Source organism: Burkholderia sp. 9777_1386, assembly GCF_015712265.1.
In the GTDB taxonomy this organism is placed as follows: domain Bacteria; phylum Pseudomonadota; class Gammaproteobacteria; order Burkholderiales; family Burkholderiaceae; genus Burkholderia; species Burkholderia cenocepacia.
In genome coordinates this window covers 1-25,125 of the sequence record NZ_JACCQB010000058.1, presented here as the reverse complement: position 1 = coordinate 25,125, position 25,125 = coordinate 1, and the positions used below count along the sequence as shown (strand labels likewise).

20 protein-coding genes and 1 pseudogene are annotated in these 25,125 nt (G+C 68.7%); 9 read left to right on the top strand and 12 right to left on the bottom strand.

The features are described from left to right. Positions 1-26 precede the first annotated feature (26 nt). The 9 genes from H0X91_RS29445 to H0X91_RS29405 all read right to left on the bottom strand — a co-directional run bounded on the left by H0X91_RS29445 (position 27) and on the right by H0X91_RS29405 (position 10,728). On the bottom strand, positions 27-1,352 hold the full coding sequence (locus tag H0X91_RS29445; RefSeq protein ID WP_196433577.1) for an NAD(P)/FAD-dependent oxidoreductase: 1,326 nt from the start codon (positions 1,350-1,352) through the stop codon (positions 27-29). 2 nt (positions 1,353-1,354) lie between these two features. Continuing rightward, entirely contained in the window at positions 1,355-2,089 is a 735-nt protein-coding gene (locus tag H0X91_RS29440) for a cupin domain-containing protein (protein WP_196433576.1), read from the bottom strand. A gap of 119 nt (positions 2,090-2,208) precedes the next feature. After that, on the bottom strand, positions 2,209-2,640 hold the full coding sequence (locus H0X91_RS29435; protein WP_034203514.1) for a helix-turn-helix domain-containing protein: 432 nt from the start codon (positions 2,638-2,640) through the stop codon (positions 2,209-2,211). A 23-nt stretch (positions 2,641-2,663) separates the two neighbouring features. Then, the gene (locus H0X91_RS29430) at positions 2,664-3,941 is read right to left on the bottom strand and encodes an NAD(P)/FAD-dependent oxidoreductase (RefSeq protein ID WP_058903989.1); all 1,278 of its coding nucleotides are present in this window, start codon (positions 3,939-3,941) and stop codon (positions 2,664-2,666) included. 196 nt (positions 3,942-4,137) lie between these two features. Further along, positions 4,138-6,006, bottom strand: coding sequence for an ABC transporter ATP-binding protein (locus H0X91_RS29425; RefSeq protein WP_034203513.1), 1,869 nt, complete (start codon positions 6,004-6,006; stop codon positions 4,138-4,140). Next, positions 6,006-6,965: an ABC transporter permease gene (locus H0X91_RS29420; RefSeq protein ID WP_012493727.1), complete on the bottom strand. Its 960-nt coding sequence runs from the start codon at positions 6,963-6,965 to the stop codon at positions 6,006-6,008. The genes H0X91_RS29425 and H0X91_RS29420 overlap by 1 nt, the downstream gene beginning before the upstream one ends. A 30-nt stretch (positions 6,966-6,995) precedes the next feature. After that, positions 6,996-7,949 (bottom strand): ABC transporter permease, encoded by a 954-nt coding sequence (locus tag H0X91_RS29415; protein ID WP_006482806.1) that lies wholly within the window; start codon positions 7,947-7,949, stop codon positions 6,996-6,998. Between the two features lie 79 nt (positions 7,950-8,028). Continuing rightward, positions 8,029-9,612, bottom strand: coding sequence for an ABC transporter substrate-binding protein (locus tag H0X91_RS29410; RefSeq protein WP_006482802.1), 1,584 nt, complete (start codon positions 9,610-9,612; stop codon positions 8,029-8,031). Between the two features lie 447 nt (positions 9,613-10,059). Then, positions 10,060-10,728, bottom strand: coding sequence for a haloacid dehalogenase type II (locus H0X91_RS29405; RefSeq protein ID WP_034203511.1), 669 nt, complete (start codon positions 10,726-10,728; stop codon positions 10,060-10,062). Between the two features lie 404 nt (positions 10,729-11,132). On the opposite strand from H0X91_RS29405, the gene H0X91_RS29400 reads away from it, so the two are divergent. The 7 genes from H0X91_RS29400 to H0X91_RS29370 all read left to right on the top strand — a co-directional run bounded on the left by H0X91_RS29400 (position 11,133) and on the right by H0X91_RS29370 (position 18,913). Next, entirely contained in the window at positions 11,133-11,993 is an 861-nt protein-coding gene (locus H0X91_RS29400; RefSeq protein ID WP_058903941.1) for a GNAT family N-acetyltransferase, read from the top strand. Positions 11,994-12,005: 12 nt separating this feature from the next. Beyond that, a complete protein-coding gene (locus H0X91_RS29395; protein ID WP_006498158.1) occupies positions 12,006-12,932 on the top strand; it encodes a 2-hydroxyacid dehydrogenase in 927 nt (308 codons plus the stop codon). Between the two features lie 160 nt (positions 12,933-13,092). Then, positions 13,093-14,493, top strand: a complete 1,401-nt coding sequence (locus H0X91_RS29390) for an aspartate aminotransferase family protein (protein ID WP_196433575.1) — start codon at positions 13,093-13,095, stop codon at positions 14,491-14,493. Positions 14,494-14,578: 85 nt separating this feature from the next. Continuing rightward, on the top strand, positions 14,579-15,070 hold the full coding sequence (locus H0X91_RS29385) for an Lrp/AsnC family transcriptional regulator (RefSeq protein WP_034178445.1): 492 nt from the start codon (positions 14,579-14,581) through the stop codon (positions 15,068-15,070). A 110-nt stretch (positions 15,071-15,180) separates the two neighbouring features. Next, positions 15,181-16,653: an NAD-dependent succinate-semialdehyde dehydrogenase gene (locus tag H0X91_RS29380; RefSeq protein WP_006493468.1), complete on the top strand. Its 1,473-nt coding sequence runs from the start codon at positions 15,181-15,183 to the stop codon at positions 16,651-16,653. A 131-nt stretch (positions 16,654-16,784) separates the two neighbouring features. Next, on the top strand, positions 16,785-17,381 hold the full coding sequence (locus tag H0X91_RS29375; RefSeq protein ID WP_006483275.1) for a TetR/AcrR family transcriptional regulator: 597 nt from the start codon (positions 16,785-16,787) through the stop codon (positions 17,379-17,381). A gap of 50 nt (positions 17,382-17,431) precedes the next feature. After that, positions 17,432-18,913: an MFS transporter gene (locus tag H0X91_RS29370; RefSeq protein WP_196433574.1), complete on the top strand. Its 1,482-nt coding sequence runs from the start codon at positions 17,432-17,434 to the stop codon at positions 18,911-18,913. 177 nt (positions 18,914-19,090) lie between these two features. Here the strand turns inward: H0X91_RS29370 and H0X91_RS29365 are convergent. Beyond that, positions 19,091-20,564 (bottom strand): annotated as a pseudogene (locus H0X91_RS29365) (HD domain-containing phosphohydrolase). Between the two features lie 292 nt (positions 20,565-20,856). On the opposite strand from H0X91_RS29365, the gene H0X91_RS29360 reads away from it, so the two are divergent. Further along, complete coding sequence (locus H0X91_RS29360; RefSeq protein ID WP_062911741.1) at positions 20,857-21,432, top strand: DUF308 domain-containing protein; 576 nt, start codon at positions 20,857-20,859, stop codon at positions 21,430-21,432. Between the two features lie 164 nt (positions 21,433-21,596). On the opposite strand, the gene H0X91_RS29355 is transcribed toward H0X91_RS29360, so the two are convergent. Then, the gene (locus H0X91_RS29355; RefSeq protein ID WP_230878044.1) at positions 21,597-22,247 is read right to left on the bottom strand and encodes a GntR family transcriptional regulator; all 651 of its coding nucleotides are present in this window, start codon (positions 22,245-22,247) and stop codon (positions 21,597-21,599) included. Between the two features lie 54 nt (positions 22,248-22,301). Between H0X91_RS29355 and H0X91_RS29350 the strand changes: the two genes are divergently transcribed. Then, positions 22,302-23,468, top strand: a complete 1,167-nt coding sequence (locus H0X91_RS29350; RefSeq protein ID WP_006483280.1) for a pyridoxal phosphate-dependent aminotransferase — start codon at positions 22,302-22,304, stop codon at positions 23,466-23,468. 177 nt (positions 23,469-23,645) lie between these two features. On the opposite strand, the gene H0X91_RS29345 is transcribed toward H0X91_RS29350, so the two are convergent. Further along, positions 23,646-24,992, bottom strand: a complete 1,347-nt coding sequence (locus tag H0X91_RS29345) for an MFS transporter (RefSeq protein WP_006498148.1) — start codon at positions 24,990-24,992, stop codon at positions 23,646-23,648. Between the last annotated feature and the right edge of the window lie 133 nt (positions 24,993-25,125).

Here is a 25,125-nt window from a genome sequence, read left to right as displayed (position 1 = left end):
CGGCCGGAACGCGTCGCGGCCGCCCGCTAGAAATCCGCGACCTTGCCCCACGCGGATTCGGCGAACCGGCTGGGCCGATACGGCGCCGGATCGACGAGCGGTTGCGCACCGGTCGCGAGATCCGCGATCAGGTGCCCGGCGCCCGGGCCGATCCCGAAGCCGTGCCCCGAAAACCCGGCCGCGAGGATCAGCCCCGGCACGCCCGGCACTTCGCCGATGCCCGGCACGCCGTCCGGCGTGCTGTCGACGAAGCCGGCCCACGCGTGCGTGATCCTCGCTTCGCGCAGCTCGGGCAACAGTTCGGCCGCGCGGCGGTAGGTTTCGGCGACCGTCGGCATGTCGGGCTTCGGATCCAAGATGCGCACCGCCTCCATCGGCGTCCGCGCGTCGAGGCGCCAGCGCTTCAGCGTTTCGTGGCCGCCGCGCACGCCTTCGAGACCGCCCGGCAGCAGGTTGCGCCAGCGCTTCGCGAACATCGGCACGAATTGCGGCGCGAAGCGCAGGAACTGCGGCGTCAGGTCCACGCGCGCGCGGCCGCTGATCGCCAATGCATAGCGTCCGTCGCTGCGTCGCGTCACGGACACGCCGGATGTGTACATCGCTTCCGGCAGCGGTGTTTCGACGGGTGACACGCTCAGGATCGACTGACGGATCGACGCCTGCGGAAACCGGATGCCGAGCTGCCGGCAGAACGACGACGCCCATGCGCCGCCGGCCATCACGACCGTGCGCGTCTTGATGACGCCGGCCTCGGTGACGACGCCGGCGACCCGGCCGCCCTCCAGCTCGATGCCGCGCGCCGCGCAGTGCTGGTGGACGCTGCCGCCCAGCTTGATCAGCGCGGCGGCCACGGCCGGCGCGGCCTTTCCGGGGTCGGCCGTGCCGTCGGTCGGCGAGAACACGCCGCCCTTCCACTGTCGCCCGGTCGCCCGTCCGCGCTCGGCGGCCTGCTTGCTGTCGAGCATATACGTGGTCACGCCGGCGGTCTTCGCGAATTCGCCCCAACTGGCCCAGCGGGACAGCTCGGCGTCGTCATTGCTCAGATACAGCAACCCGCAGCGATGAAAGCCCGTGTCTTCGCCGGATTCGGCGGTGAATCGTTCCCACAGATCGATGCTCTTGCTGGCCATCGGCAACTCGCGCGCGTCGCGGTTCTGCTGCCGGCACCAGCCCCAGTTGCGGCTCGACTGTTCGGCGCCGATGCGGCCCTTCTCGACGAGCGCGACCGATACGCCGCGGCGGGCCAGATAGTAGGCGGTGAAGACGCCGATGATGCCGCCGCCGATCACGACGACGTCGGCCGCGGCCGGCGGCGTGGACAAGGTTTCGATATGACGCAACGGAGGGGACATGTTCAGTCTCGCTCGACGGGGGCGTTGACGGTCTGCATCACGTAGAACTTCGCGACGCGTTCGCTGCTTTCCCACCCGATCGACGCGCCGCGCGGCACGAACAGCGCATCGCCGGCGCCGAGCGCCAGCACGCTGCCGTCGGGCGCCGCGAACCGCACGCCGCCGTCCAGCAGGAACATGAACTCGTTGGCGCGATGCGGCCGGACGATCCGGTGATACGGCGTCGAATCCCACGTGCCCGCGCAGTACCCGGCTGCGTCGTCGGTGAACACGTTGTCGCTGCGGCATTGCGGCGCGGGGCCGAGCAGCACCTCGGCCGGCAGCGTCGCGGACGGCTTGAAGTCCGCTTCGGCGTACAGCGCGAAGAGACCTCGCTTCGTCGGTGTCTCGCACGCCGCCGCGCAGAACGTCAGCCGCACGGGCGCTTGCGCGGCGATGCGCAGCGCGGTGCCGCAGCCGATGACGGCACCCTGTCGCGGACCGAGCACCAGCGGCGCGGCGCCGGCCGCTTCGAGCGTCAGTTCGCCTTCGACGACGACGAGGGTTTCGACGTGCGGAAAGCTCGCCACGTCCAGCGCGCCCACGAAGGCGATGCGCCCGGCGGCCATCGCGTCGGGGCCTTCCCACGCAATCTCGCGATGCGCCGCGAACGGATCGCTCGCGCCGAACCCCTGCTGGCGGAAGGCGGTGGAAGACGGTGCGCCGTCGGCCCGGTGCAACACGAAAACTGCGGTCATTTCTGCTCCTGTGCAATGCGTGGCGACCTGGTTCGAAGCCGTCACGCGATATCGGAAATCGTCGTTCGCCGGCGCTCCTGCCGGAACGCCTCGGCGGCGCATGTCGTCCATGCGTGCGCCTATGCCGCGTGACACGACGCTTCGCGGCGTTCGCCGCGCACGCGCGTCGATGGCGCTCGCACCGGCGCGCCGGCCGTTCGGGCGACCACGTAGTCGCGCGGCGTGATCCCGAGCACGCGCCGGAAATGCCGGCACAGGTGGCTCTGATCGAAGAAGCCGACGTCGGTCGCGACGATCGACGGCGCGAGACCCGCGCGTAGCAGGTCCTGCGCCCGCCGCACCCGCACGAGACACAGATACCGGTGCGGCGACAGACCGGTTTCGCTGCGAAAGCGCGCGGTGAAACGCGACACGCTCAACCCGGCCACCGCCGCGAGCGTGTCGAGGTTCAGCGGCTGCGCGAACGCCGCGTCGATCGTGCGCAGCACGTCGCCGATCGCCGGCGACACGGGCCGCGCGACACGCGGCGAGCCCACGAATTGCACTGTCATGTCGAATTCTCCCGGCGCTCGCTTCAATGCAGGAAATCCTGCATCCGGTAATACGCGCCGACGAGCGGCAGGAACCACGCGTGCCCGAAATGGCCGGGTATCGCCGGCCAGTCGAGTGCGCGCCACGGGTTCGACGCGGCCGCGCCATACAGCACGTCGGCCATCACGCGGCCCATGTGCACCGACATCTGCACGCCGTGCCCGCTGTAGCCCATCGAGTAATAGAGCCCGTCGTGCTGGCCCGCGCGCGGCAGCCGGTCGGCGGTGATGTCGACCAGCCCGCCCCAGCAGTAGTCGAGCCGCACGCCGGCCAGCTCGGGGAAATAGCCGGCCATGCCGGCGCGCAGGATGTCGCCGCTCTTCGCGTCGGAGCGCGGGCTCGACATCGCGAAACGCGCGCGGCCGCCGAACAGCAGCCGGTTGTCGGGCGTCACGCGAAAATAGTTGCCGATCTGGCGCGACGTCACGTACGCACGGCGCTGCGGAAACAGCCGGTTCAACTGCGCGTCGGGCAGCGGCTCGGTCACGACGATGAAGCTGCCGACCGGCGCGATGCGTCGCCGGAACCATGCGAACGGCCCGTGCTGCGACGCGCCGGTCGCGACCAGCACGCGATCGGCGACGATCGTGCCGCGCGTGCAGGTGATCCGGTGGCGCTCGCCGTCCAGCCGGTCGAGCCGTGTGACGGCCGCTTGCTCGTACACGCGTGCGCCGGCCCGCACGGCCGCTTGCGCGAGCCCGACGCCGAACTTGCCCATGTGCATCTGCGCGCCGTTGCGCTGCAGGAGCCCGCCGTAAAAGCCGTCGGACGCGATTTCATCGCGGATCCGCGACGGCTCGATCAGCTCGATGTCCGGATCGACGTCGCGCCGCAACGCATTGAAGGTCTTTTCGAGCCCCGCGAAATGCTGCGGTTTCGCGGCGAGCTTCAGCTTGCCCGTTCGCCGGAAATCGCAGTCGATCGCCTGTTCGGTGACGATCGTCTCGACGCTCTTCACCGCGCTTTCGTACGCGAGATAAAACTGCTTTGCCGGCGCGGCGCCGATGCGCGCGGCCAGCGACGCGTAGTCCTGCGCGACGCCCGTATTGCACTGGCCGCCGTTGCGGCCGGACGCTTCGCCCGCGACCTGCGCGGCTTCGAGCACGACCACCGAGACGCCGCGCTGCGCGAGCGCGAGCGCCGCCGACAAGCCGGTGAAACCGCCACCGATGACGACCACGTCGGCCCGCCCTTCGACGGGCCCGACGCTGCCCGCGCGAAACGCGGGACGGGTATCCAGCCAGTACGATTCCAGTTTCATCGGATTCTTCTCGAGCATTCCCGCAACGACGATCGGCGACCGTTCAATGCGAATCATTTAATCACCGTCAAAAACCGCAGTTGCCGCGTATTCGCGCGCGGCACGCGTACAAATCGCCGTTTTGCGCGACCGCCGCAGCAGACTATGCGGCGGGCCGTTCACCGCGCCGCGCGACGCACGGTTCGCGCGCCACGGACTACAGCTGCACCGGCGTGACACCCGCGGGCGCCGGCTCCGCCTGAAAGCGCGCGAGATCCTCCTCGCTGCGATGGCACAGCACCTGCGCGCCGTTCCCGAGCGTGCGCAGCGACGGGGCCGTGCGGTTGCACACGCCGTCCACGCGCATCGCGCAGCGCGACAGGAACGGACACAGCTCGGCCTCGTGCTCGCGCTCGCCGATCGGCACCAGCGGCCGGTGGCAGCGCTCGGCCGCATCGTCGAGCCAGCCCGCGCGCAATTCCGGCGCGGACGACACCAGCAGATGCGAATACGGGTGATAAGGCGGCGCGCACAGCGCGTCGCGACTGCCCGTCTCCACGCGCCGGCCCGCATACAGCACGACGATGTCGTCGCTGATCGCGCGCACCTTCGCGATGTCGTGCGTGATGAACACGTACGACACGCCGAGCTTCGCCTGCAGGTCGCGCAGCAGTTCGATGATCGCGGCGCCGACCACGGTGTCGAGCGCCGACGTGACCTCGTCGCACAGGATCAGGTCGGGTTCGGCGGCGAGCGCCCGCGCGAGATTCACGCGCTGCTTCTGCCCGCCGGACAATTCGCCGGTACGCCGCGCGGCCACCGCCGGCGGCAGCCGCACGAGTTCGAGCAGTTCCGCGACGCGCTGCCGCGCACGCGCGCCCTTGATTCCGTGATAGAACGCGAGCGGCCGCGCGAGCGTGCGCTCGACGGTATGCACCGGATTGAGCGCGGTATCGGCGTTCTGGAACACGATCTGCACGCGGCGATGCTGCTCCTTCGTGCGCTTGCCGATATCGCGCGCGAGCGGCACGCCGTCGAGCAGGATCTCGCCGCCGGTCGCCGGCACGAGGCCCGCGATCACCTTCGCGAGCGTCGTCTTGCCGGAACCGGATTCGCCGATCACGCCGACGGTCTGCCCGCGCCCGATGCGCAGGTCGACTTCATGCAGGATCACCTTCGCGGGCCAGCCGTTCGCCGCGCGGCCGCCGTAACCGGCGATCGCGCCGCGCACGTCGAGCAGCGGCGCCGGCGCGGCCGGTCGTCGCACTTCCCCGCCACGTTCGGCATCGTTCGGCGTGACCGCCGCGATCAGGCTCTGCGTGTACGGATGCGTCGGCGCATGCAGGATCTGTTCGGTCGCACCCGCCTCGCGGATCACGCCGTCGCTCAGCACGACGATCCGGTCGGCCATCTGCGCGACCACGGCCAGGTCGTGCGACACGTACACCGCGCTCATCCCGTAGCGCCGGATCACGCGCTTGAACGCCTGCAGCACGTCGATCTGCGTGGTCACGTCGAGCGCGGTGGTCGGCTCGTCGAGGATCACCAGTTCCGGATCGGTGATCAGCGCCATCGCGGCCATCAGCCGCTGCAACTGCCCGCCCGAGACCTGGTGCGGATAGCGCTTGCCGATCGTCTCCGGCTCCGGCAGCGCGAGCGCGCGAAACAGCTCGATCGCCTTCGCCTGCGCGTCGCGCTTCGTCATCGTCTTGTGGATCAGTGCGCTCTCGATCACCTGGTCGAGAATCGTGCGCGACGGATTGAACGCGGCGGCGGCGCTCTGCGCGATATACGCGACCTTGCGGCCGCGCAGCGCGGTCAGCGCCGCGGCGGAAAGCGTGCACACGTCGGAGCCGTCGAGCTTCACCGAGCCGCCGGCGATCCGGCAGCCGGCGCGCGCATGGCCCATCAGCGACAGCGCGATCGTCGTCTTACCGGAGCCCGATTCGCCGATCAGCGCGAGCACCTCGCCGCGTCCGATGTCGAAGTCGACGCCGTGGACGATCGTCGTTTCCTCGCCGCCCGGCCGGCCGCCGACCACGCGCAGCCCGCGCACCTCGACGAGCGGGTTCGATTCGTGTCGCATCAGTGTCCTCCGGCGGCGCCGGCCGCGCCCTTGCGGCGGCCGCGATGCGGCAGACCGTCGATCAACAGGTTGACGCCCACCGTCAGGATCGCGATCGCGACCGCGGGCATGATCGCGACGGCCGAGCCGTCGCCGAGGCTCGCGATGTTCTCGCGCACGAGCGAGCCGAGGTCCGCATACGGCGGCTGCACGCCAAGGCCGAGAAAGCTGAGGCCGCTCAGCAGCAGCACGACGAACGTGAAGCGCAGCCCGGTATCCGCCAGCATCGGGTGGATCATGTTCGGCAGCATCTCGACGCACGCGATGTACAGCGCGCTCTCGCCGCGCGCCTTTGCCACCTGCACGAATTCGAGCGTGCTGATGTTGACGGCCAGCGCGCGCGCGATCCGGTACGAGCCCGGCATGTAGCTGACCGCGGCTGTGAGCACCAGCAGCGGCAGCGACGAGCCGAACGCGGCGACGAACATCAGCGCGAACATCTTCGACGGAATCGACGTGAGCGCGTCGAGCAGCCGGCTCATCGTCTCGTCGACCGCGCGGCCCGACACGGTCGCGAGCAGCCCGAGCGTCGTGCCGGTCAGCGCGGCGAGCAGCACCGCGGCCAGCGCGAGCAGCACGGTCAGCCGCGTGCCGTACAGGATGCGGCTCAGCATGTCGCGGCCGAGGAAGTCGGAACCGAACGGCAGCTTCGCACCGAACGGCGCGAATACATCCGGCGTGACGATCGCGCCGACGTCGTGCGGCGCGAGCAGCGGCGCGAACACCGCGATGAACAGCATCAGGCCGACCATCGACAGGCCGACGCGGCCGCCGGTCGTCAGCCTGATGCGTGCGCCGCGGCGCTTGCGGGGCTGGTCGGGGGACGGCGCGGCGGGCGGCGTCGCGCCTCCCCACGGCGCGCGCGGTTCGCCTGACGGCGGCAGCGCGCTGCTGCGATGAACGGGTTCGGTCGGGTGCATGGGCGGCATCTCGGAAGAAGAACGGGACACTCAGGTCCGCAGTCGCGGGTTCGACACGATCGAGCACAGATCGGCGAACAGCACGAGCATCAGGTACGCGACGCAGAAAATCAGCGTGCATGCCTGGACCAACGGGAAATCGCGGTTGCCGACGGCATCGACCATCAGGCTCGCGAGGCCCGGATAGTTGAAGATCGTCTCGACGACGATCACGCCGCCGAGCAGATACGACAGGCTCAGCGCGATCGCGTTGGCGATCGGGCCGATCGCGTTCGGCAGCGCGTGGCGCAGCACGACGCGCGCGGGGCTCGCGCCCTTGAGCATCGCCATCTCGACGTACGACGCGCTCAGCTGCTCGATCACCGCGGCGCGCGTCATCCGCGCCATCTGCGCGATCACGACCGCGCACAGCGTCAGCACCGGCATCGCATACGCCCGCAGGAAATCGTGCAGGCTGTCGATCGGGCCGCTGTACGACAGCGCGGACAACCAGCGCAGCTTCACCGCGAACACGAGCACGGCGACCGTCGCGATCAGGAACTCCGGCGTCGCGACGAGCGACAGCGTGCCGAGGCTGATCACGCGATCGACCACCGACTCGCGTTTGACCGCGGCGAGGATGCCGAGCAGCAGCGCGATCGGCACCGACACGGCGGTCGTGATCGCCGCGAGCGCGAGCGACTTCGGCAGGCGCCCGCCGATCAGCTCCGACACCGGCATGTCGCCGGACAGCGAACGGCCGAAATCGCCGTGCAGCAGCCCGCCGAGCCAGTGCACGTAACGCACGTGCGCCGGCATGTCGAGCCCGAACTGCTGACGCAGCGCGGCGACCGTCTCCGGCGTCGCCGACTGACCCAGCGCGGCCTGCGCGGCGTCGCCCGGCAGCAGGTTCGTGATCGTGAAGATGATCGCGGACACGATCAGCAGCGTCAGCGCGGTGACCGCGATACGTCGACCGATCAGCCCAAGCAGGATTCGATTCATGAAACGGCACTCCGGGAAAGATCCCGCGCGACCGGGGCGGTGGCCCGCTGCGGCCGCGCGGCGGCGTCACGTATCGACGTCAGGCGTTCCACCACACGTACTCGGCGAACATGAAGCCCATCATCCCGCCGGTCGGGATCGACCCGAGGCCCGCGAGCCGCTTGTCGTAGCCGTCGAGGAAGCTGATGAACGCCGGAATGCCGACCCGGCCCTGCTGCGCGACGAGCGTCTGCATCTCGCCGTACATCTGCTTGCGCTTCGCATCGTCGGTCTCCGAGCGCGCGGCGAGCAGCAGCTGATCGAACTTCGCGTTCTTCCAGCCCGACTCGTTCCACGCGGCGTCCGACTTGAAGAACTGCGTGAACAGCACGTCGGCGCTCGAGCGCGGGTTGATGTTGCCGAAACCGAGCGGATGCTTCATCCAGTGGTTCGACCAGTAGCCGTCGGGCGACACGCGGTTGACCTGCAGGTTCAGCCCGATCTTCTGGCCGGCCTGCTGCAGCAGCACGGCCATTTCGATCGACCCGTTCGCATCGGACGTCGCATAGATCGGCGGCAGCGCCGTGCCGAGCGCGCCGGCCTTCTGGAACAGGAATTTCGCCTTGTCCGGATCGTGCGGCCGCTGCGGCAGCGACGCGTTGAAGTAGCGATGCCCCGGCGGGATCGGCTGGTCGTTGCCGATCACCGCATAGCCGCGAAATACCGCCGAGCGGATCTGTTCGCGATCGAACAGGTACTTCATCCCCTCGACGAAATCGGGATTCGCGGTGATCGGGCTTTCGCTGCGCATGATCAGGTCGGTATAGAGCCCCGACTTGGTTTCCTTCAGCGCATAGCCGGGCGTCGACGCGACCCGTTGCGTCGAGCGCGGGTCGATCGCGTTGATCAGGTGCACGTCGCCCGACAGCAGCGCGTTCAGGCGCGCGGCGCTGTCGCTGATGCCGATCAGTTCGATCTCGTCGAGATACGGCATGCCCGGCTTGAAGTAGCTGTCGTTGCGCACGCCGACGGTCGACACGCCCGGCTTGAACGACTTGAGCTTGTACGGGCCGCAGCCGATGCCGGTCGCGAAATCGGTCGTGCCGTCCTTGACGATCACGAGTTGCGGCGTCGCGAGGATGACCGGCAGATCGGCGTTCGCGCTGGCGAGCGTGAGCGTGACCTCGTCCGGGCCGCTCGCCTTCGCGTCCGCGAACTGGTCGGCGAGCGGCTTGACCTTCGACGCGGTGGCCGCGTTCTTGTGGCGCATCAGCGAGAACACCACGTCGGCCGGGCCAACGGGTTTGCCGTCGTGGAACGTGACGCCCTTGCGCAGCTTGATGATCCAGGTCTTCGCATCGGTCGTGTGCAGCGACTCGGCGAGATTCATCTGCGGCGTGAGGCTCCCGTCGAGCTGCGTGAGGCCGCTGTAGAACATGAAGAAGCGGATGTAGTCCGCGCCCGTCGAGCCCTTGGCCGGGTCGAGCGTATCGGCGGTCGAGCTGGATTCGTTCGCGACCCGGATCTTGCCGCCGCGCTTCGGCGCGGGCGCGGCGAATGCCGACTGCGCGCTCGTCAGCAATCCGCCGCCGCCGACGGCCATCATGCCGCTCGCCGCCATGACCCGCATCATGTCGCGGCGCGTGAAGCCGCCCTTGCCGCCATTGTCGATATCGTCGCTCATCCGAACTGCTCCTGACTGTGTAAAGTGGGTCATAGGGTCCAGCGTGGTTGTTCGATCCCGCCGCGCCCGCTTGCTGGTGGCGGGCGCGACGCCGTGCACATGCAATTCATTTAAGCATCGCCAAAATGCCGGTTGTCCCGATTCGGGCCGCCCTCACGATACGAATCGACCGTTTTGGGTAGCCTGCGCAGCATGATTTGCTGCGTGCGCCGGGGACCGTCGGCGGGTGCCGGCCGCATGCCGGCGCGTAAGTGAAAGTTCAGAGGATTGTTCGCCGGCATCGACGCGTTGATCCCGAGGGCGCGACGCGAATGCGTGCAGGCTCGCGCGACGTGGCGACGTGGCGACGTGGCGACACCGGCCGCCTGCCGCATTGCGCGTGTTTCTCCCGGGATCGCGACGGGCGGCACCAGGCGTGCGCGGCACCGCACCGGGGAAACGCGTCGCTTACAGCCCGAGCTGCGTCGCGAGCTGGCCGATGTCCGACACTTCGTAATAGTTGTAGAACGGCGTGCCCGGCTCGTGGCCGCGATTCACGAAGGCCTTGTGCCTGATTCCCAGATCCTCGGCCGTCATCAGGTCGTAGCGCAGGCTCGACGACACGTGCAGCACGTCCTCGGGCTTGCAGCCGAGCTTGTCGAACATGTATTCGAAGCCCTGCATCCGCGGCTTGTACGATTGCGCCTGCTGCGCGGTGAACACCGCGTGGAACGGTGCGCCGAGCTTGTCGACGTTGCTCATGATCTGCTCGTCCATCGCGTTCGACAGGATCACGAGCTTGTACTTCGTCGCCAGCCGTGACAGCCCGGCCGGCACGTCCGGATGCGGGCCCCAGGTCGGCACCGCACGATAGAACAGCTCGGCCTCGGCTTCGTCGAACGTCACGCCGACCCGCGCGCAGGTGCGGCGGATCGCGTTGACGACGACATCGCGATACGGCTTCCACGCACCGAGCACCTCGTCGAGCCGATAAGCGGCGAACGCGCGCACGAATGCCTCCATCGCGGCCGGCGACAACCGGTCCGCATAGATTTCGCGCGCCGTCTCGGCCATCCGGAAATGGGTCAGCGTGCCGTAACAGTCGAAGGTGATGTACTTCGGTTCAAACTGGATCATGATGACGTCCTGTCGGTGTGAAGCCCCGGCGGGCCGGGGACGGGCTGGGTTGTACGAAATTGAATCAGGGCAAAAAGCCCCGCGCGCGTCGTTTGGCGCCGTCCGAAACGCAGAATCGTCGCGTGTTGCGCGGCGCGGGCAGCACGATATGCGGCGCCCGGCCGCCGCAGCCCGCCGCGAACGGCCGCGATACCGCGCTTTGGTCGTAGCGGCACGCTCGCGGCAGGAACGATCGAGTTCATGTGACGCGTCGGCACGACGGGCGGATGCGTTCATGCCGGCCGAGCGGATCGGCATCGATCCCGCGCGCCGGGCCGCCGCCGGAAAACAGGCGAATCGTCCTATCCGTGCCGCCGCCGCGCTGGCAGAGTGAACAGGTCATTTCCACCCATCCGGAGTCCGGCGTGTCCGACCTCAATCCTTCCCGCACGCTCATCTATCGCCCGCTCACCGAAGCCGACCTGCCCGCCGCCCATCGACTGTCCGAAGCAGTCAAGTGGCCGCACCGGCTCGACGACTGGCGCTTCGTATTCCAGCTCGGCAGCGGCTTCGTCGCCGAGGACGAAACCGGCATCGTCGGCACCGCGCTCGGCTGGCGCTTCGGCGAATCGCACGCGTCGCTCGGCATGGTCATCGTGTCGCCCGAGCGCCAGGGCTGCGGCATCGGCCGCGAACTGCTCACCCGCGTGGTCGACAGCTTCGGCACGCGGACCGTATTTCTGCATGCGACGCCGGCCGGCGAGCCGCTGTACGCGAAGTTCGGCTTCGACGTCATCGATACGATCGATCAGCACCAGGGCGCCGCGTTCCAGCCGCCGCTGATCTCGCTGCCGCCCGGCGAGCGCCTGCGCCCGCTCGGCACCAACGACGGCCCGCGGCTCGCCGCGCTCGCGTCGCGCGCGGCCGGCTACGAACGCGGTGCGGTGATCGATGCGCTGCTCGACGTCGCGAACGGGATCGCGCTCGACCGCGACGGCGAGCTGCTCGGTTTCGCGCTGTTCCGCCGGTTCGGCCGCGGCCACGTGATCGGCCCGGTGATCGCGCCGGATGCGCTGCGCGCGCAAGCGCTGATCAGCCATTGGCTCGCGCTGCACGAGGGCATGTTCGTGCGGCTCGACGTGCCGGGCGACAGCGGGCTGTCGGACTGGCTGCAGGGGCTCGGGTTGCCGCGCGTCGATACGGTCGTCGCGATGGCGCGCGGCACGACGCCGCCACGCGACCCGGCGCTGCGCGCGTTCGCGATCGTGAACCAGGCGCTCGGCTGAGCGGGGCGCACGATGAGTTTTCTCTACAAGGCCGACCCGGTGCGCGGCGCGCAGTGGGCGGCGCGCTTCGCGCAACGCGCGCCCGACCTGCCGTTCCGGATCTGGCCGGACCTCGGCGACGCCGACGCCGTCCGCTATCTCGCCGCATGGCAGCCGCCGGACGATCCGGTCGCGCTGTTGCCGAACCTCGAAGTCGTGTTCTCGGTCGGCGCCGGCATCGATCAGTTCGACCTGTCGCGCGTGCCGCCGCATATCCCCGTCGTGCGGATGATCGAGCCGGGTATCGTCGAAGGAATGGTCGAATACGTGACGCAGGCCGTGCTGACGATCCATCGCGACCTGTTCGACTACGCGGCGCAGCAGCGCGACCAGGTGTGGCGCGAGCGCCCCGTGCGCGCGGCCGCGTCGCGACGCATCGGCGTGCTCGGGCTCGGCACGCTCGGCCAGGCCGTGCTCGACACGCTGCGGCGCTTCGGCTTCCCGTGCGCGGGCTGGAGCCGCACGCCGCGCACGCTCGACGGCGTCGACTGTCATGCAGGCGATGCCGCGCTCGACGCGTTCCTCGCCCGTACCGACATCCTGATCTGCCTGCTGCCGCTCACCGACGGCACGCGCGGCCTGCTCGGCGCGCGCGTGTTCGACGCGCTGCCGGCCGGCGCATCGCTGGTGCAGGTCGGGCGCGGCCCGCAGCTCGATGCGCCTGCGCTGCTCGCGGCGCTCGCGAGCGGCCGGCTCGACAGCGCGATCCTGGACGTGACGGACCCCGAACCGTTGCCGGCCGGCCATCCGTTCTGGACGCATCCGCGCATTCGCATCACGCCGCACATCGCCAGCGCGACGCGACCCGACACCGCGGTCGACGCGGTGCTCGCGAATCTCGCGCGCCATCGCGCGGGACAACCGATGATCGGCGTCGTCGATCGCGCACGCGGCTACTGACGTGCGGGCCCGGCCTGCGGGGCGCGCAGCAGAAAATGCCGAAGCGCCCGGTGCAAACGCCGCGCGCATACGTTTCGGACCGCAAATTGAAGACGCATGCGGATGGCTTGCCCGTTAGCATGAACTCACCGCTGACACCTGACGAGAGTCCCGCCTTCCCATGAACCAAGCCGCGCTGATCGAAGCCGATCGTCAACACCTGATCCACCCCGTCGTCAATTACCGTGCGCACGAGGCACGCGGCGTCACCGTGCTGGAATCCGCGGACGGCGTGTTCCTGCGCGATGCCGCGGGCCATACGCTGCTCGACGCGTTCTCGGGCCTGTGGTGCGTCAACGTCGGCTACGGCCGCGACAGCATCGTGAAAGCCGCCGCCGACCAGCTGGCCAAGCTGCCCTACGCAACCGGCTATTTCCATTTCGGCTCGCAGCCGGCGATCGAGCTCGCCGAACGGCTCGCCGCGCTCGCGCCGCCGTCGCTGAACCGCGTGTACTTCACGCTCGGCGGCTCGGACGCGATCGACTCCGCCGTGCGCTTCATCACGCACTATTTCAACGCGACCGGCCGTCCGTCGAAAAAGCAGATGATCGCGCTGGAGCGCGGTTATCACGGCTCGTCGTCGATCGGCGCCGGCCTCACCGCGCTGCCGGCGTTTCACCGTCATTTCGACCTGCCGCGTGCGGACCAGCACCATATTCCGTCGCCCTACCCGTACCGCCATCCGCTCGGCGACGATCCGCAGGCGCTGATCGCCGCGTCGGTCGCCGCGCTCGAAGCGAAGGTCGCCGAACTGGGCGCGGACAATGTCGCCGCGTTCTTCTGCGAGCCGGTGCAGGGTTCCGGCGGCGTGATCGTGCCGCCGGCCGGCTGGCTGAAGGCGATGCGCGACGCGTGCCGGCGCCTCGGCATCCTGTTCGTCGCGGACGAGGTGATCACCGGCTTCGGCCGCACCGGCCCGCTGTTCGCGTGCGAGGCCGAACAGGTCGATCCGGACCTGATGACCGTCGCGAAGGGGCTGACCGCCGGCTATGCGCCGATGGGCGCGGTGCTGATGTCCGACGAAATCTACGAAGGGATCGCGGGCCACCGCGCCGATGCGCCCGCGGTCGGCCACGGCTATACGTATTGCGCGCATCCGGTGAGCGCGGCGATCGGCCTCGAAGTGCTGAAGCTCTATCACGAAGGCGGGCTGCTCGCGAACGGCCAGGCGCTGGCGCCGCGCTTCGCCGCGGGGCTCGACGCGCTGCGCGCGCATCCGCTCGTTGGCGACGCGCGCTCGGTCGGCCTGCTCGGCGCGCTCGAACTGGTCGCCGACAAGGCACGCAAGACGCGCTTCGACCCGGCGCTGAACGTGCCGGACCGGATCGCGGCCGCCGCCTACGCGAACGGCGTGGTGTTCCGCGCGTTCGGCGACGGCGTGCTCGGCTTTGCGCCGGCGCTGAGCTTCACTGCCGGCGAGTTCGACCTGATGTTCGAACGCGTGCGCAAGACGCTCGACGACGTGCTGGCGGATTCCGGCGTGCAGCGCGCGCTCGACGCCGCGCATGCGCAACCGGCCTGACGGGCCAAGGGAAAGCCGGGCTTGTAGCGGTCATCGTTCGTCTCTAAAGTAACCGGACATTCCATTTTTGCTCTTTCACGTGAACATGACGGACAGCAAGCTGGATCGCATCGACCTGCGCATCCTCTCCCAGTTGCAAAAGCGCGGCCGCATGACCAACGTCGAGCTGGCCGATGCGGTCGGGCTGTCGCCCAGTCCGTGCCTGATCCGCGTGAAGCGGCTCGAGAAGGCCGGCTACATCGGCGGCTACGGCGCGCACATCCAGCTCGAGAAACTCGGCGACGTGCAGGTCGTATTTACCGAGGTCACGCTGGCCGATCATCGGCGCGAGGATTTCGACCGCTTCGTCGCGGCGATCCGCACCGTCGACGAGATCGTCGAATGCCACCTCGCGAGCGGCGGCTACGACTATCTGCTGAAGTTCATCACGCGCAGCGTGAGCCATTACCAGACGATCGTCGAAGGGCTGCTCGAGCAGAACATCGGCATCGAGAAGTATTTCAGTTACGTGATCATCAAGTCGCCGTTCGTCAAACGGCACTACCCGCTCGAATCGCTGTTCGGCGAACGTCACTGACACGCGGCGTGCGTCCCCCCCGAACGCGGCAGCCTGCTGTCCGCGCGGGGTAGCCGCGCGCCCACACCGCTCAACCAGCGTCACCGAACCGCCTCATTCAAGGATCTGTCATGCCGCTTACGCTGTCCCGCACCGAACTCGTTCGCACCGCCAACCTGATCGACGGCAACTGGCGCGATGCGCTCGACGGCCGCCGCTTCGCCGTCACCGATCCCGCCACGCTCGAAACCGTTGCCCACGTACCCGACAGCGGCGCCGCCGACGCACGCGCGGCGACCGACGCGGCAGCCCGCGCGCTGCCCGCGTGGCGTGCGACGCCCGCGCGCGAACGCGCCGCGATCCTGCGTGCCTGGCATGCGGCGATCGTCGCGCACACCGACGATCTCGCGAAGCTGATGTCGCGCGAACAGGGCAAGCCGCTGGCCGAGGCGCGTGGCGAAGTTGCGTACGGTGCGTCGTACGTGCTGTGGTTCGCGGAGGAAGCGACGCGCACGTACGGCGACCTGATCCCGCAGCAGCAGCGCGGCAAGCGCTTGAGCGCGGTGAAGGAGCCGATCGGCATCGTCGCCGCGATCACGCCGTGGAATTTCCCGCTCGCGATGATCGCGCGCAAGATCGCGCCGGCCCTCGCGGCCGGCTGCACGGTGGTCGCGAAGCCGGCGGAGGACACGCCGCTGACCGCGCTCGCGCTCGCGTTGCTCGCGCAGGAAGCCGGCGTGCCGGCCGGCGTGCTGAACCTGATCGCCGCGTCGCGCGAGCGCGGCGTCGACGCGGCGGCCGACTGGCTCGCCGACGGCCGCGTGCGCAAGATCACGTTCACCGGCTCGACGCCGGTCGGCAAGCTGCTCGCGCGCGAATCGGCGGCGACGTTGAAGAAATTGTCGCTGGAGCTCGGCGGCAATGCGCCGTTCATCGTGTTCGACGACGCCGAGCTCGATGCCGCGGTCGACGGGCTGATGGCCGCCAAGTTCCGCAACGGCGGGCAGACCTGCGTGTCGCCGAATCGCGTGTACGTGCAGGCCGGTGTCTACGACGCGTTCGCCGCGAAGCTCGCCGCGCGCGTCGCCGCGCTGAAGGTCGCGCCGGCGACCGACCCGGCCGCGCAGATCGGCCCGATGATCAACGCGCGCGCGGTCGACAAGATCGCACGCCACGTCGGCGATGCGATCGAACGCGGCGCGCGCGTGCTCACGGGCGGCAAGCGCCTGACCGAGCTCGGTGCGAACTATTACGCGCCGACGGTGCTCGTCGACGCGACCGCCGACATGCAGCTCACCTGCGAGGAAACCTTCGGCCCGATCGCCGCGCTGTTTCGCTTCGCGTCCGAGGACGAAGCGGTCGCCGCCGCGAACGACACGCCGTTCGGGCTCGCCGCCTATTTCTACACGCAGGACGTGCGGCGCATCGCGCGCGTGTCGGCGCGGCTCGAAACGGGCATCGTCGGCATCAACGAAGGCGCGCTCGCGAGCGAGGCCGCGCCGTTCGGCGGCGTGAAGGAATCGGGCTACGGCCGCGAAGGCTCGCGCTACGGCCTCGACGATTACCTGTCCATCAAGTACCTGTGCCAGGGCGGGCTCGACTGAGCGGATGAACCCGCGCCGTCCGCAAGGACGGCCGTCGCCGTGTCCGGTCCGGCCACGCGCATTGACATCGGAACCGATCGGTCCATATAATGCATCCAACTTTGGCACCGCATCGATGGCGAAACCGATCAATGGCAAATCCGGCTGGCGTGGGCCGTCCCCGCGAATTCGAACTGGGCGACGCCGCGCGCGACGCGATGGACGTTTTCTGGGATCGCGGCTACGAAGGCGCGTCCCTGCCCGACCTGATCGCCGGCACGGGCTTGTCGCGCGGCAGTCTCTACAAGGCGTTCGGCGACAAGAAGGCGCTGCTGCTGGCGGCGCTCGACCTGTACATGGCCGACGGGCTCAAGGCGACCGCCGACATCCTGTCGCAACCCGGTGCCGTGAAGGATGCGATTCGCGATTCGCTGCTGCGCTATGCGCGCCTGTCCGTTGGCGACGCGGGCCGGCGCGGATGTCTCGCGGTCGCGATGACCACCGAACTGGCCGCGCGCGACGCGGATGTCGCGGAACGCACCGGGCGCATGTTCCGGCGGCTGCAGCAGCTCTATGCCGGTGCGATCGTCCGCGGCCAGGCGAGCGGCGAGATCGCCGAGCAGGACGAACAGGTGCTGGCGCGTTTGCTCGTCTGCCAGATCGAGGGCATGCGCGTGCTGGGCAAAACCGGTATGTCCGAGCCCGACGTGCTCGCGTTGGTCGATCGCACGATGCGCATTCTCGACTGATATTTTTTTACCCGATTTGGAACTGATTGGTTCCGTATGGAGAGCCGCCCATGTCACGGAATGACCCCGTTTCACCCGACCCGCGTCGCTGGGCGATGTTTTCGATCCTGCTCGTCGGCGCGTTCCTGCCGCCGCTGGATTTCTTCATCGTCAATGTCGCGCTGCCGTCGATCCGCGCGGAACTGGGCGCCTCGTCGTCGGCCGAGCAACTCGTCATTTCATCGTATGCGGGCCTGTACGCGGTGACGCTGATCACCGGCGGGCGATTGGGCGACCTGTTCGGCCGCGGCCGCGTGTTTTTCCTCGGGTTGATCGGCTTTGCGATCGCCTCGACGCTGTGCGGCCTCGCGAGTTCGCCGTGGACGCTCATCGTCGGCCGCGCGTTGCAGGGCGTGACGGCCGCGATCATGGCGCCGCAGGCGCTCGCGTCGATCCAGGCGATCTTTCCGGAACCGGAAAAGCCGCTCGCGCTCAGCTTGTACGGCGCGGTATTCGGCCTCGCGGCCGTGGTCGGGCAGGCGCTCGGCGGGATCCTGATCTCGTTGAATCTGTTGAACCTGGGCTGGCGCACGATCTTCCTCGTCAACCTGCCGCTGGCGATGCTGGTCGTCCTGTTCGGGATTCCGCTGTTGAAGGAAACGCGGGCGCAGCATGCGCGCAAGCTCGACCTCGGCGGCACCGCGCTGTCGATGCTGACGCTGGGCGCGCTGATCGTGCCGCTGATCGAGGGGCGCGAAGCAGGCTGGCCGGTATGGGCATGGGGGTCGCTGCTCGCGGTGCCCGCCCTCGCCGCGTTCTTCTGGCGCTACGAGCGCCGGCTCGGCCGCCGCGGCGGCGCACCGCTGCTCGATCCGGCCGCGCTGCGCGCACCGGGGCTGGGCCGCGCGTTGCTGATCGCGCTGCTGCTGTACTCGATCGGCGCGTTCTTCCTGCTGTTCTCGGTGTATCTGCAGAATGCGCTGCACGTCGACGCGCTGAGCGCGGGCCTCGTGTTCTTGCCGTTCGGCGTCGGGTTCCTGCTCGGCCCGTTGTCGACGCCGTTCTGCACACGTGTCATCGGCGCTTACGTCAATCCGTTCGGCATGGGGCTGGAGATCGTCGGGCTCGTCGGCCTCGCGGGGTTGATCGATGCCACGCCGGTCGGGATGCCGCTCGCTGCCGTGCCGCTCGCCGCCGCGCTCTTCGTCATCGGGTTCGGACAAGGGCTCGCGCTGCCGACGCTGATGCGCATGGTGACGGGGCGCGTCGCACCGGCGCTGTCCGGCATGATCGCGGGCATCGCCAGCTCGACGCTGCAGGTCAGCACGTCGCTCAGCGTGGCGATCATCGGCGGCATTTTCTATACGACGCTCGGCACGCGCCAGGACCCGGCGGCCATCGCGCACGCGTTCATCGTCGCACTCCTGTCGATCTCGCTGTTCCTCGCCGTCGGCGCCGCGCTGGGCATCTCGCTCGCCCGCGCACCCGCCGCGCACCCGTCGATGCGGGCCGCCGTCCGTCCGGGCTTCGGCCCTGAACGCAAACGGCCGTAATCGCCCGTCGTCGCCTGTAAACAGCGCAGCGCTGGACGCCGCGTTCGCTGCCGCGAAGACGGCAGATGTCATGGCCGATATCGATGCGTTCACCGATATCGAACCCGATCGGCACATCACGCACGTGTTCTCGCGCGTCCGCGCGCACACGCAAGCGAATCGGCGTCGTGGATGGCGTCAGAGCAGCCCCAGCGCCGACGCCTTGAGGGTCGCCGCGGCGCGTGTCGAACATTCGAGCTTGCGGAACGCCTTCTCGACATGGGTGCGCACCGTGCTCGGACTCATCGCGAGCGCCTGCGCGACCTGCTTGTTGCTCGCGCCGCGGGAGATCGCCCGCAGGACTTCGATTTCCCGCGCGGACAGGCGCGGTCCAGCGCCCGACGCGCGCGGCGCGATGCGCCGGGGCACAGGCGCTCCGCCCGTCACGAGCGCGGCCACCACGTCGCCGCATAGCCGGCCGCAGGCCGCTTCTTCCTGCAACTGGTCGGCGGCGGCCGCATCGCTCAGCGCCGCGCGCCACGGACGCGCCGAGCGCAACGCGACCCATGCCAGCGACGCCGCGAGCACGCGCGCTTCCAGCGTCAGCGCCGCATCGCGCGCCGCGAAAATAACCCGAGCCGTCCTGCCGTTCATAGGCATACGACGCAAGCACCGCGGCTTCGCCGAGCGCGCCGGTCTGCCTGCCGGCGCGCTCGGTCCAGTAAGGCACGAGTCGCACCTTTTCCCAGGCGCTCGCGGGCAGCCGCGTCGGCAAGTTCCACACGTCGTTCGGTACCGCGGCCCGGCCGATGCCGTGAATCAGGCCGGCGCGGTACACGCGTTCGCGCGCGGCCTCGTCCGGCGAGAGACGGCCGTAACACGCGGCCGCCGTCGCGGCGACCGAACGCGAGAAGCCCGTCATCCACGGCAGTTTCAGATCGATGACGTCCGCGATCAATTCGGCGGACGTCGCGCCCTGCATGTCCGGCGTGGCCAATGCGGCGTCCAGCTCGGCGGGCGCCATGTGCTCGAGCGCCGCCAGCCAGCGCGGTGCGTCACGCTCGGCCGTCTCGACGAGCACGGCCGGATAGCGCGCCCCCGCGCGTTGGCCGATCAATTGGAGCGCCCGTTCGATGCCGTAGGTGCGGCTGAACACGTCGAGGTCGCCCGCAAGCGCGACGATCGATACGGCGGCCGGCACCTGTTCCCGCGCGAGCCGCGCAGGCAGCCCGTTGCCGTCCCAGCTTTCGAAAATGTGCCGCAGCGCGGTTTCCGTCGCGTTGGACAGACCGAGTATTCGCGCGACCTCGCCCGACACTTCGCAATGAATCTGCGCGAGCGGGATCATCGCGACGCCCGCGCCGCCGATCGCTTCGGCCATGCCGGGCCGGCTCTCGAGCATCGCGGCGCGGATCGCGACGTCGTCGCCGAATACCTGCGCGAAACCCGCCGCATTCGCGGTGCAGCCCGACCAGCGCAACAGCGCCACCTCGCGGGCCGTATCGCACACCGCTGCATCGAATCGCGCCGCGTGCGCGAGCTGCGCCGCCAACCAACTCGTGCGTGGCGAATGGTCGGTCGGCTGGCCCATGCTGAGATCGCCGATGAAGGCCAGCGCGCGTACGGCTTCGACGATGCGCAGCGGGGCGTGACGGGCTTCGGCGTCGGACATCGGGCGGGCGGAGACATTCGCGGGAGCGGGAAAACGATCATACGCGACGGCGTCGCGGCGTGCACGAGCATGCGCGTCGGCGCCGCGCCGCGGGCCGCTCCGATGCGATGTTCGCCTGGACCAGAGCCTGCCGCCGGTGGAATGGGCCATCGGACATCTGACCGATGGCGGCCGGCCCCGGCGATTGCGATACTCGGCGCACTGGAGATCCGGTCGGCGCCGCATCCGAATCCGCATGGCGGACGCCCTGCATGCCGGCCGGAACGACGATTCAATATACGAAGGAATGCAAATGATTGACCGCTACCCCGAATTCCGTCCCCCTGCCGACGAACACTGGCTGAAACGGTACTACTTTTCCCGCGCGGTGTTCTCGCTGATCTGGGTCGCGCTGGCGTTTTCCGTCGGCCGGCACAGCGCAGCCGGCGCGGCGGTGCTGCTGGTCGTTTATCCGGCCTGGGATGCGCTCGCCAATTTCGTCGACCTGTCCCGCAGCGGCGGGATGGCGGCAAACCGCACGCAGGCGGCCAACGTCGCGATCAGCGTCGTCACGACACTGGCCGTATTTCCGGCGTTGAATGCGGGCCTGTCCGCGGTACTTGCGGTGTTCGGCGTCTGGGCGATGCTCTCCGGCGCGCTGCAGCTCGGCACCGCCGTGCGGCGCTGGAAGCATGCCGGCGCACAGTGGGTGATGATCCTGAGCGGAGCGCAATCGGCGTTGGCCGGGCTGTTCTTCATTGTCCAAAACCATGCGCCGATGCCACCCGCGATCGTCAAGATCGCGGGCTACGCGGGAGTCGGTGCGCTTTATTTCCTGATATCCGCCATTTGGCTGCAGGTGCGGGGGATGCGGCGCAGCGTGTCGTGAGTCGTCGGTCAGAGTGAAGATGTCGCGCCGAGGGTCGCGGTCGCCGTGCTTGCAGTCAACGAATGCCTTCCGACGCGTTTGGCTGAGGTCGCCCGGAGAAGACGCCAGCCATTCCCGGAACCGGCTTTTCGGACCGGTCGTCGACGCCGGTTTGACCCGTGTCCTTACCGCCTCCGCAACGCCTGCGCCAGCGCATCCCCCGCCGCCAGAATGTGCGCGGACAAAGCCGCGCACGCTGCATCCACATCACCTTCGCGTATCGCGCAAACGATGTTTCGATGCTCGTCGTTCGAGCGATCCTGCCAGTCAAGTTGCTGCCACGTCGCGTACAGATGCCGTGAGCTGGCCCGATGCATGTCGCCGATTGCGTCGATGAGCCGCGGCATCCCGCACCGCGCGGTCAATGCGCGATGAAACCTCAGGTTCAGCGTGCCGAGCACGGCTATGCCGTGCGCTGCCGACTCCTGATCGAGGATCGCATCGAGTTCCTCCAGCGCACGTGCGTCGAGCGCGGGCATTGCCTCGCGCAGCGCCAGCGCCTCGAAAGCAGCGCGCATCTTGGCCATTTCGAGCACGTCCGCCGGCTCGAGCGGCGCCGCCCGCACGCCGCGTCGCGGCTCCACCACGGCCAGCCCCTGCGCTTCCAGCCGTCGGAACGCCTCGCGTACCGGCACATGGCTCGCGCCGAACTCCGCCGCGATGTGGTCCTGACGCAGCCACTCTCCCGGCGCGATGACGCCGGAGATGATGCGGTCCGCCAATGCGACGGCGATCCGATCGGCCAGCGAGCGATCGTCCTTGACTTCAAAGTTCATCCCGACCACCATGCATATATTATCTATTAAATTGTAACAAAACCGGAGGCTCCGATGCGCCACCACCGTCCTGTGCGCCTGCAGCACATCGCCGGCATCGGCGTCGATCGCATGGGTTCGATCGCCGATCATGCCGACGTCGACCTTTTGCGACTCGAAAATCTCGATACCGACATCCCGCCCACCTCGGAGGCGCTCGCCGTCACCCGAGAGGCCATCCAGCGAGACTCGGCCAACTCCTATTTGCCATTCGTCGGTCAGGATCGGCTACGCGCGAGCGCTGCCGCCCACGTGTCGGCGCTGTCGGGGCAGCGCTTCACGGCCGACCAGGTGGTGGTGTCGGCGGGCGGACTCTCCGGCATTCTGAACACGCTGCTCGCCACCGTCGAGACCGGCGACGAAGTCATCGTCACCGATCCGACCTACGCAGGTCTGCTGAACCGCGTCCGCCTTGCGGGCGGCGTACCCCGGCAAGTACCGTTCGTCTTCACGCCGGGCGGCGAATGGAAGCTGGACCAGGCCGCGCTGCGGGCAGCGATCGGTCCGCAGACGCGGGCCATGCTGCTGATGTCTCCGTCGATGCCTTCGGGCGGCTTCTTCGATGCGTCCGACTGGCAGCTGATCGCGAGCCTGTGCGTGCAGAACGATCTGCTGCTGATCCTCGACAGCGCGATGGAACGGCTGCTCTTCGATGGACGCACGGTCATCCATCCCGCCGGCCTGCCCGGCATGGCGGAGCGTACGGTCACGGTCGGCGCGGCGTCGAAAGAGCTGCGCATGATCGGCTGGCGGGTCGGCTGGATCGTCGCGCCGCAATGGCTGATTCCGGATCTCGTGGCCGTGTCGCTCGCCAATGTCGTGGTGCCGGTCGGCATTGCGCAGGAGGCCGCGGCGGTCGCGCTCGACCATTCCGCATCCGATCTGCCTGGCTACGTGAGCGAACTCGAGAGGCGGCGGGATACGGTCGCCGCCCAACTGTCGGGGCTCCCGTTCGGCATGCCGGCGGGCGGCTGGTCGATGCTGCTGCGCGTGTCCGATTTCGGCCTGACCGGGTCGCAGATGTCGGAGCGATTGCTGCGCCACGGCGTATGCGCGACGGCCATGGCCGGATGGGGCGTTGCCCACGGCGACGCGTATATCCGTTTCGTGTTCGCGAACGAACCGGTCGAGCGGTTGCGCACGCTCGGGGACAAGGTGCGCTTCGCACTGGACGGCGCCTGACGGCTGCTCACGAGAAAGCGGAATCGCGCGCAGCGCGTCGCCGGTTGGAGGTGTCCGGAAGTCCGTCCGTGATGGTCGAGCACACTCACGCGAGATCACTCCACGTGACGCGATCCATCCGGCGCCGGGGCGGCGCGATGCCCCGGCCCCGGTCGGACCTGACGCCGGGCGAACGCCCTACCGCCCCGCCGGCGGCCGCAGGATGTCGCGCGGAATCGACGCGATCAGCACGCAACTGATCAGCAGGCAGGCGCCCAGCGCATAGGTCCCGTTGTTGATGTCGCCGGTCATCTGCTTCGCGACGCCGGTGATCATCGAGCCCGTGAAGCCGGACAGGTTCCCCACCGAGTTGATCAGCGCGATGCCGGCCGCCGCGGCCGTGCCGGACAGGATCTGCCCCGGAAAGGTCCAGTAGATCGGCATCAGCGCGAGGATGCCGCACGTGGCGATGGTCAGGAATACGATCGACAGCGCCACGTTGTGGGCAAACGCCGCGCTCAGGATCAGAAAGACGCCGCCGATCAGCGCGGGAATCGCCGCATGCAGGCGGCGTTCGCCGGTCTTGCGCGAGTGCGACGCGTTCCACACCATCGCGAAGATCGCCGTCAGGTACGGAATGGCCGTCAGTACACCGATGTGCAGCGGGCTGTGCACCCCCGACGCGCGAATGATCGACGGCAGCCAGAAGGCCAGCCCGTAGAAGCCGGTATTGAAGGTCAGCAGGATGAAGGTGAGCAGCCAGACGCGCGGGCTGCGCAGCGCGGCGCCGATGCTGTGCGACTTGTGCGCGGCTTCGGATTCGAGGTTGCGCGACAGCACCGCCTTTTCGTCGGCGGACAACCATTTCGCCGACTGCGGGCCGTCGCCGAGGCAGGCCAGCACGATGAACGCCACCACGATCGACGGCAGCCCTTCGAGCAGCAGCATCCATTGCCAGCCGCTCATGCCCGACAGGCCGTGCGTCTGCTCCATCAGCCAGCCCGACACCACGCTGCCCAGCGTCAGGCTCAGCGGGATCGCCACCAGGAAGCCCGACATCGCCACGCTCTGGCGGCGCGCCGGGAACCAGTAGTTCATGTACAGGATGACGCCGGGGAAAAAGCCGGCTTCGCACAGCCCCAGCAGGAAGCGCAGCGTGTAGAACATGGTGGTGGTCTGCACGTGGAAGAACTGCGCGAGCGGCACGATGAACGCCATCGACGACGACACGATGCCCCACGTGATCATGATCCGCGCGATCCAGAAGCGCGCGCCGTAGCGGTGCAGCAACAGGTTGCTGGGCATCTCGAACAGGAAATAGCCCCAGAAGAAAATGCTCGCGCCGAGCGCATAGACGCTGTCGCTCAGGCTCAGGTCGTCGAGCATCTGCAGCTTCGCGAAGCCGACGTTGACGCGATCCAGATAGGCCACGACGTAGCACAGCAACAGCAACGGCAGGATGCGCCGCATGACCTTGCGGTAAAGGGCGTCTTCGGACGAATCGGCCGCGGCCGGTGCGGCAGCGGCCTGCGTGATGGATGGCATCGGTCTGTCTCCTTATATCTTCGATTTGCTTCAAACTTCAGTGGTGGCGCGCCGTTTGGCGCGCTGCTTTGCCGGTTGGCGGCTACGGCACAGCTTGTGTCTCCTGCGAGCCGTTAAGCTCGAATCACAGCTC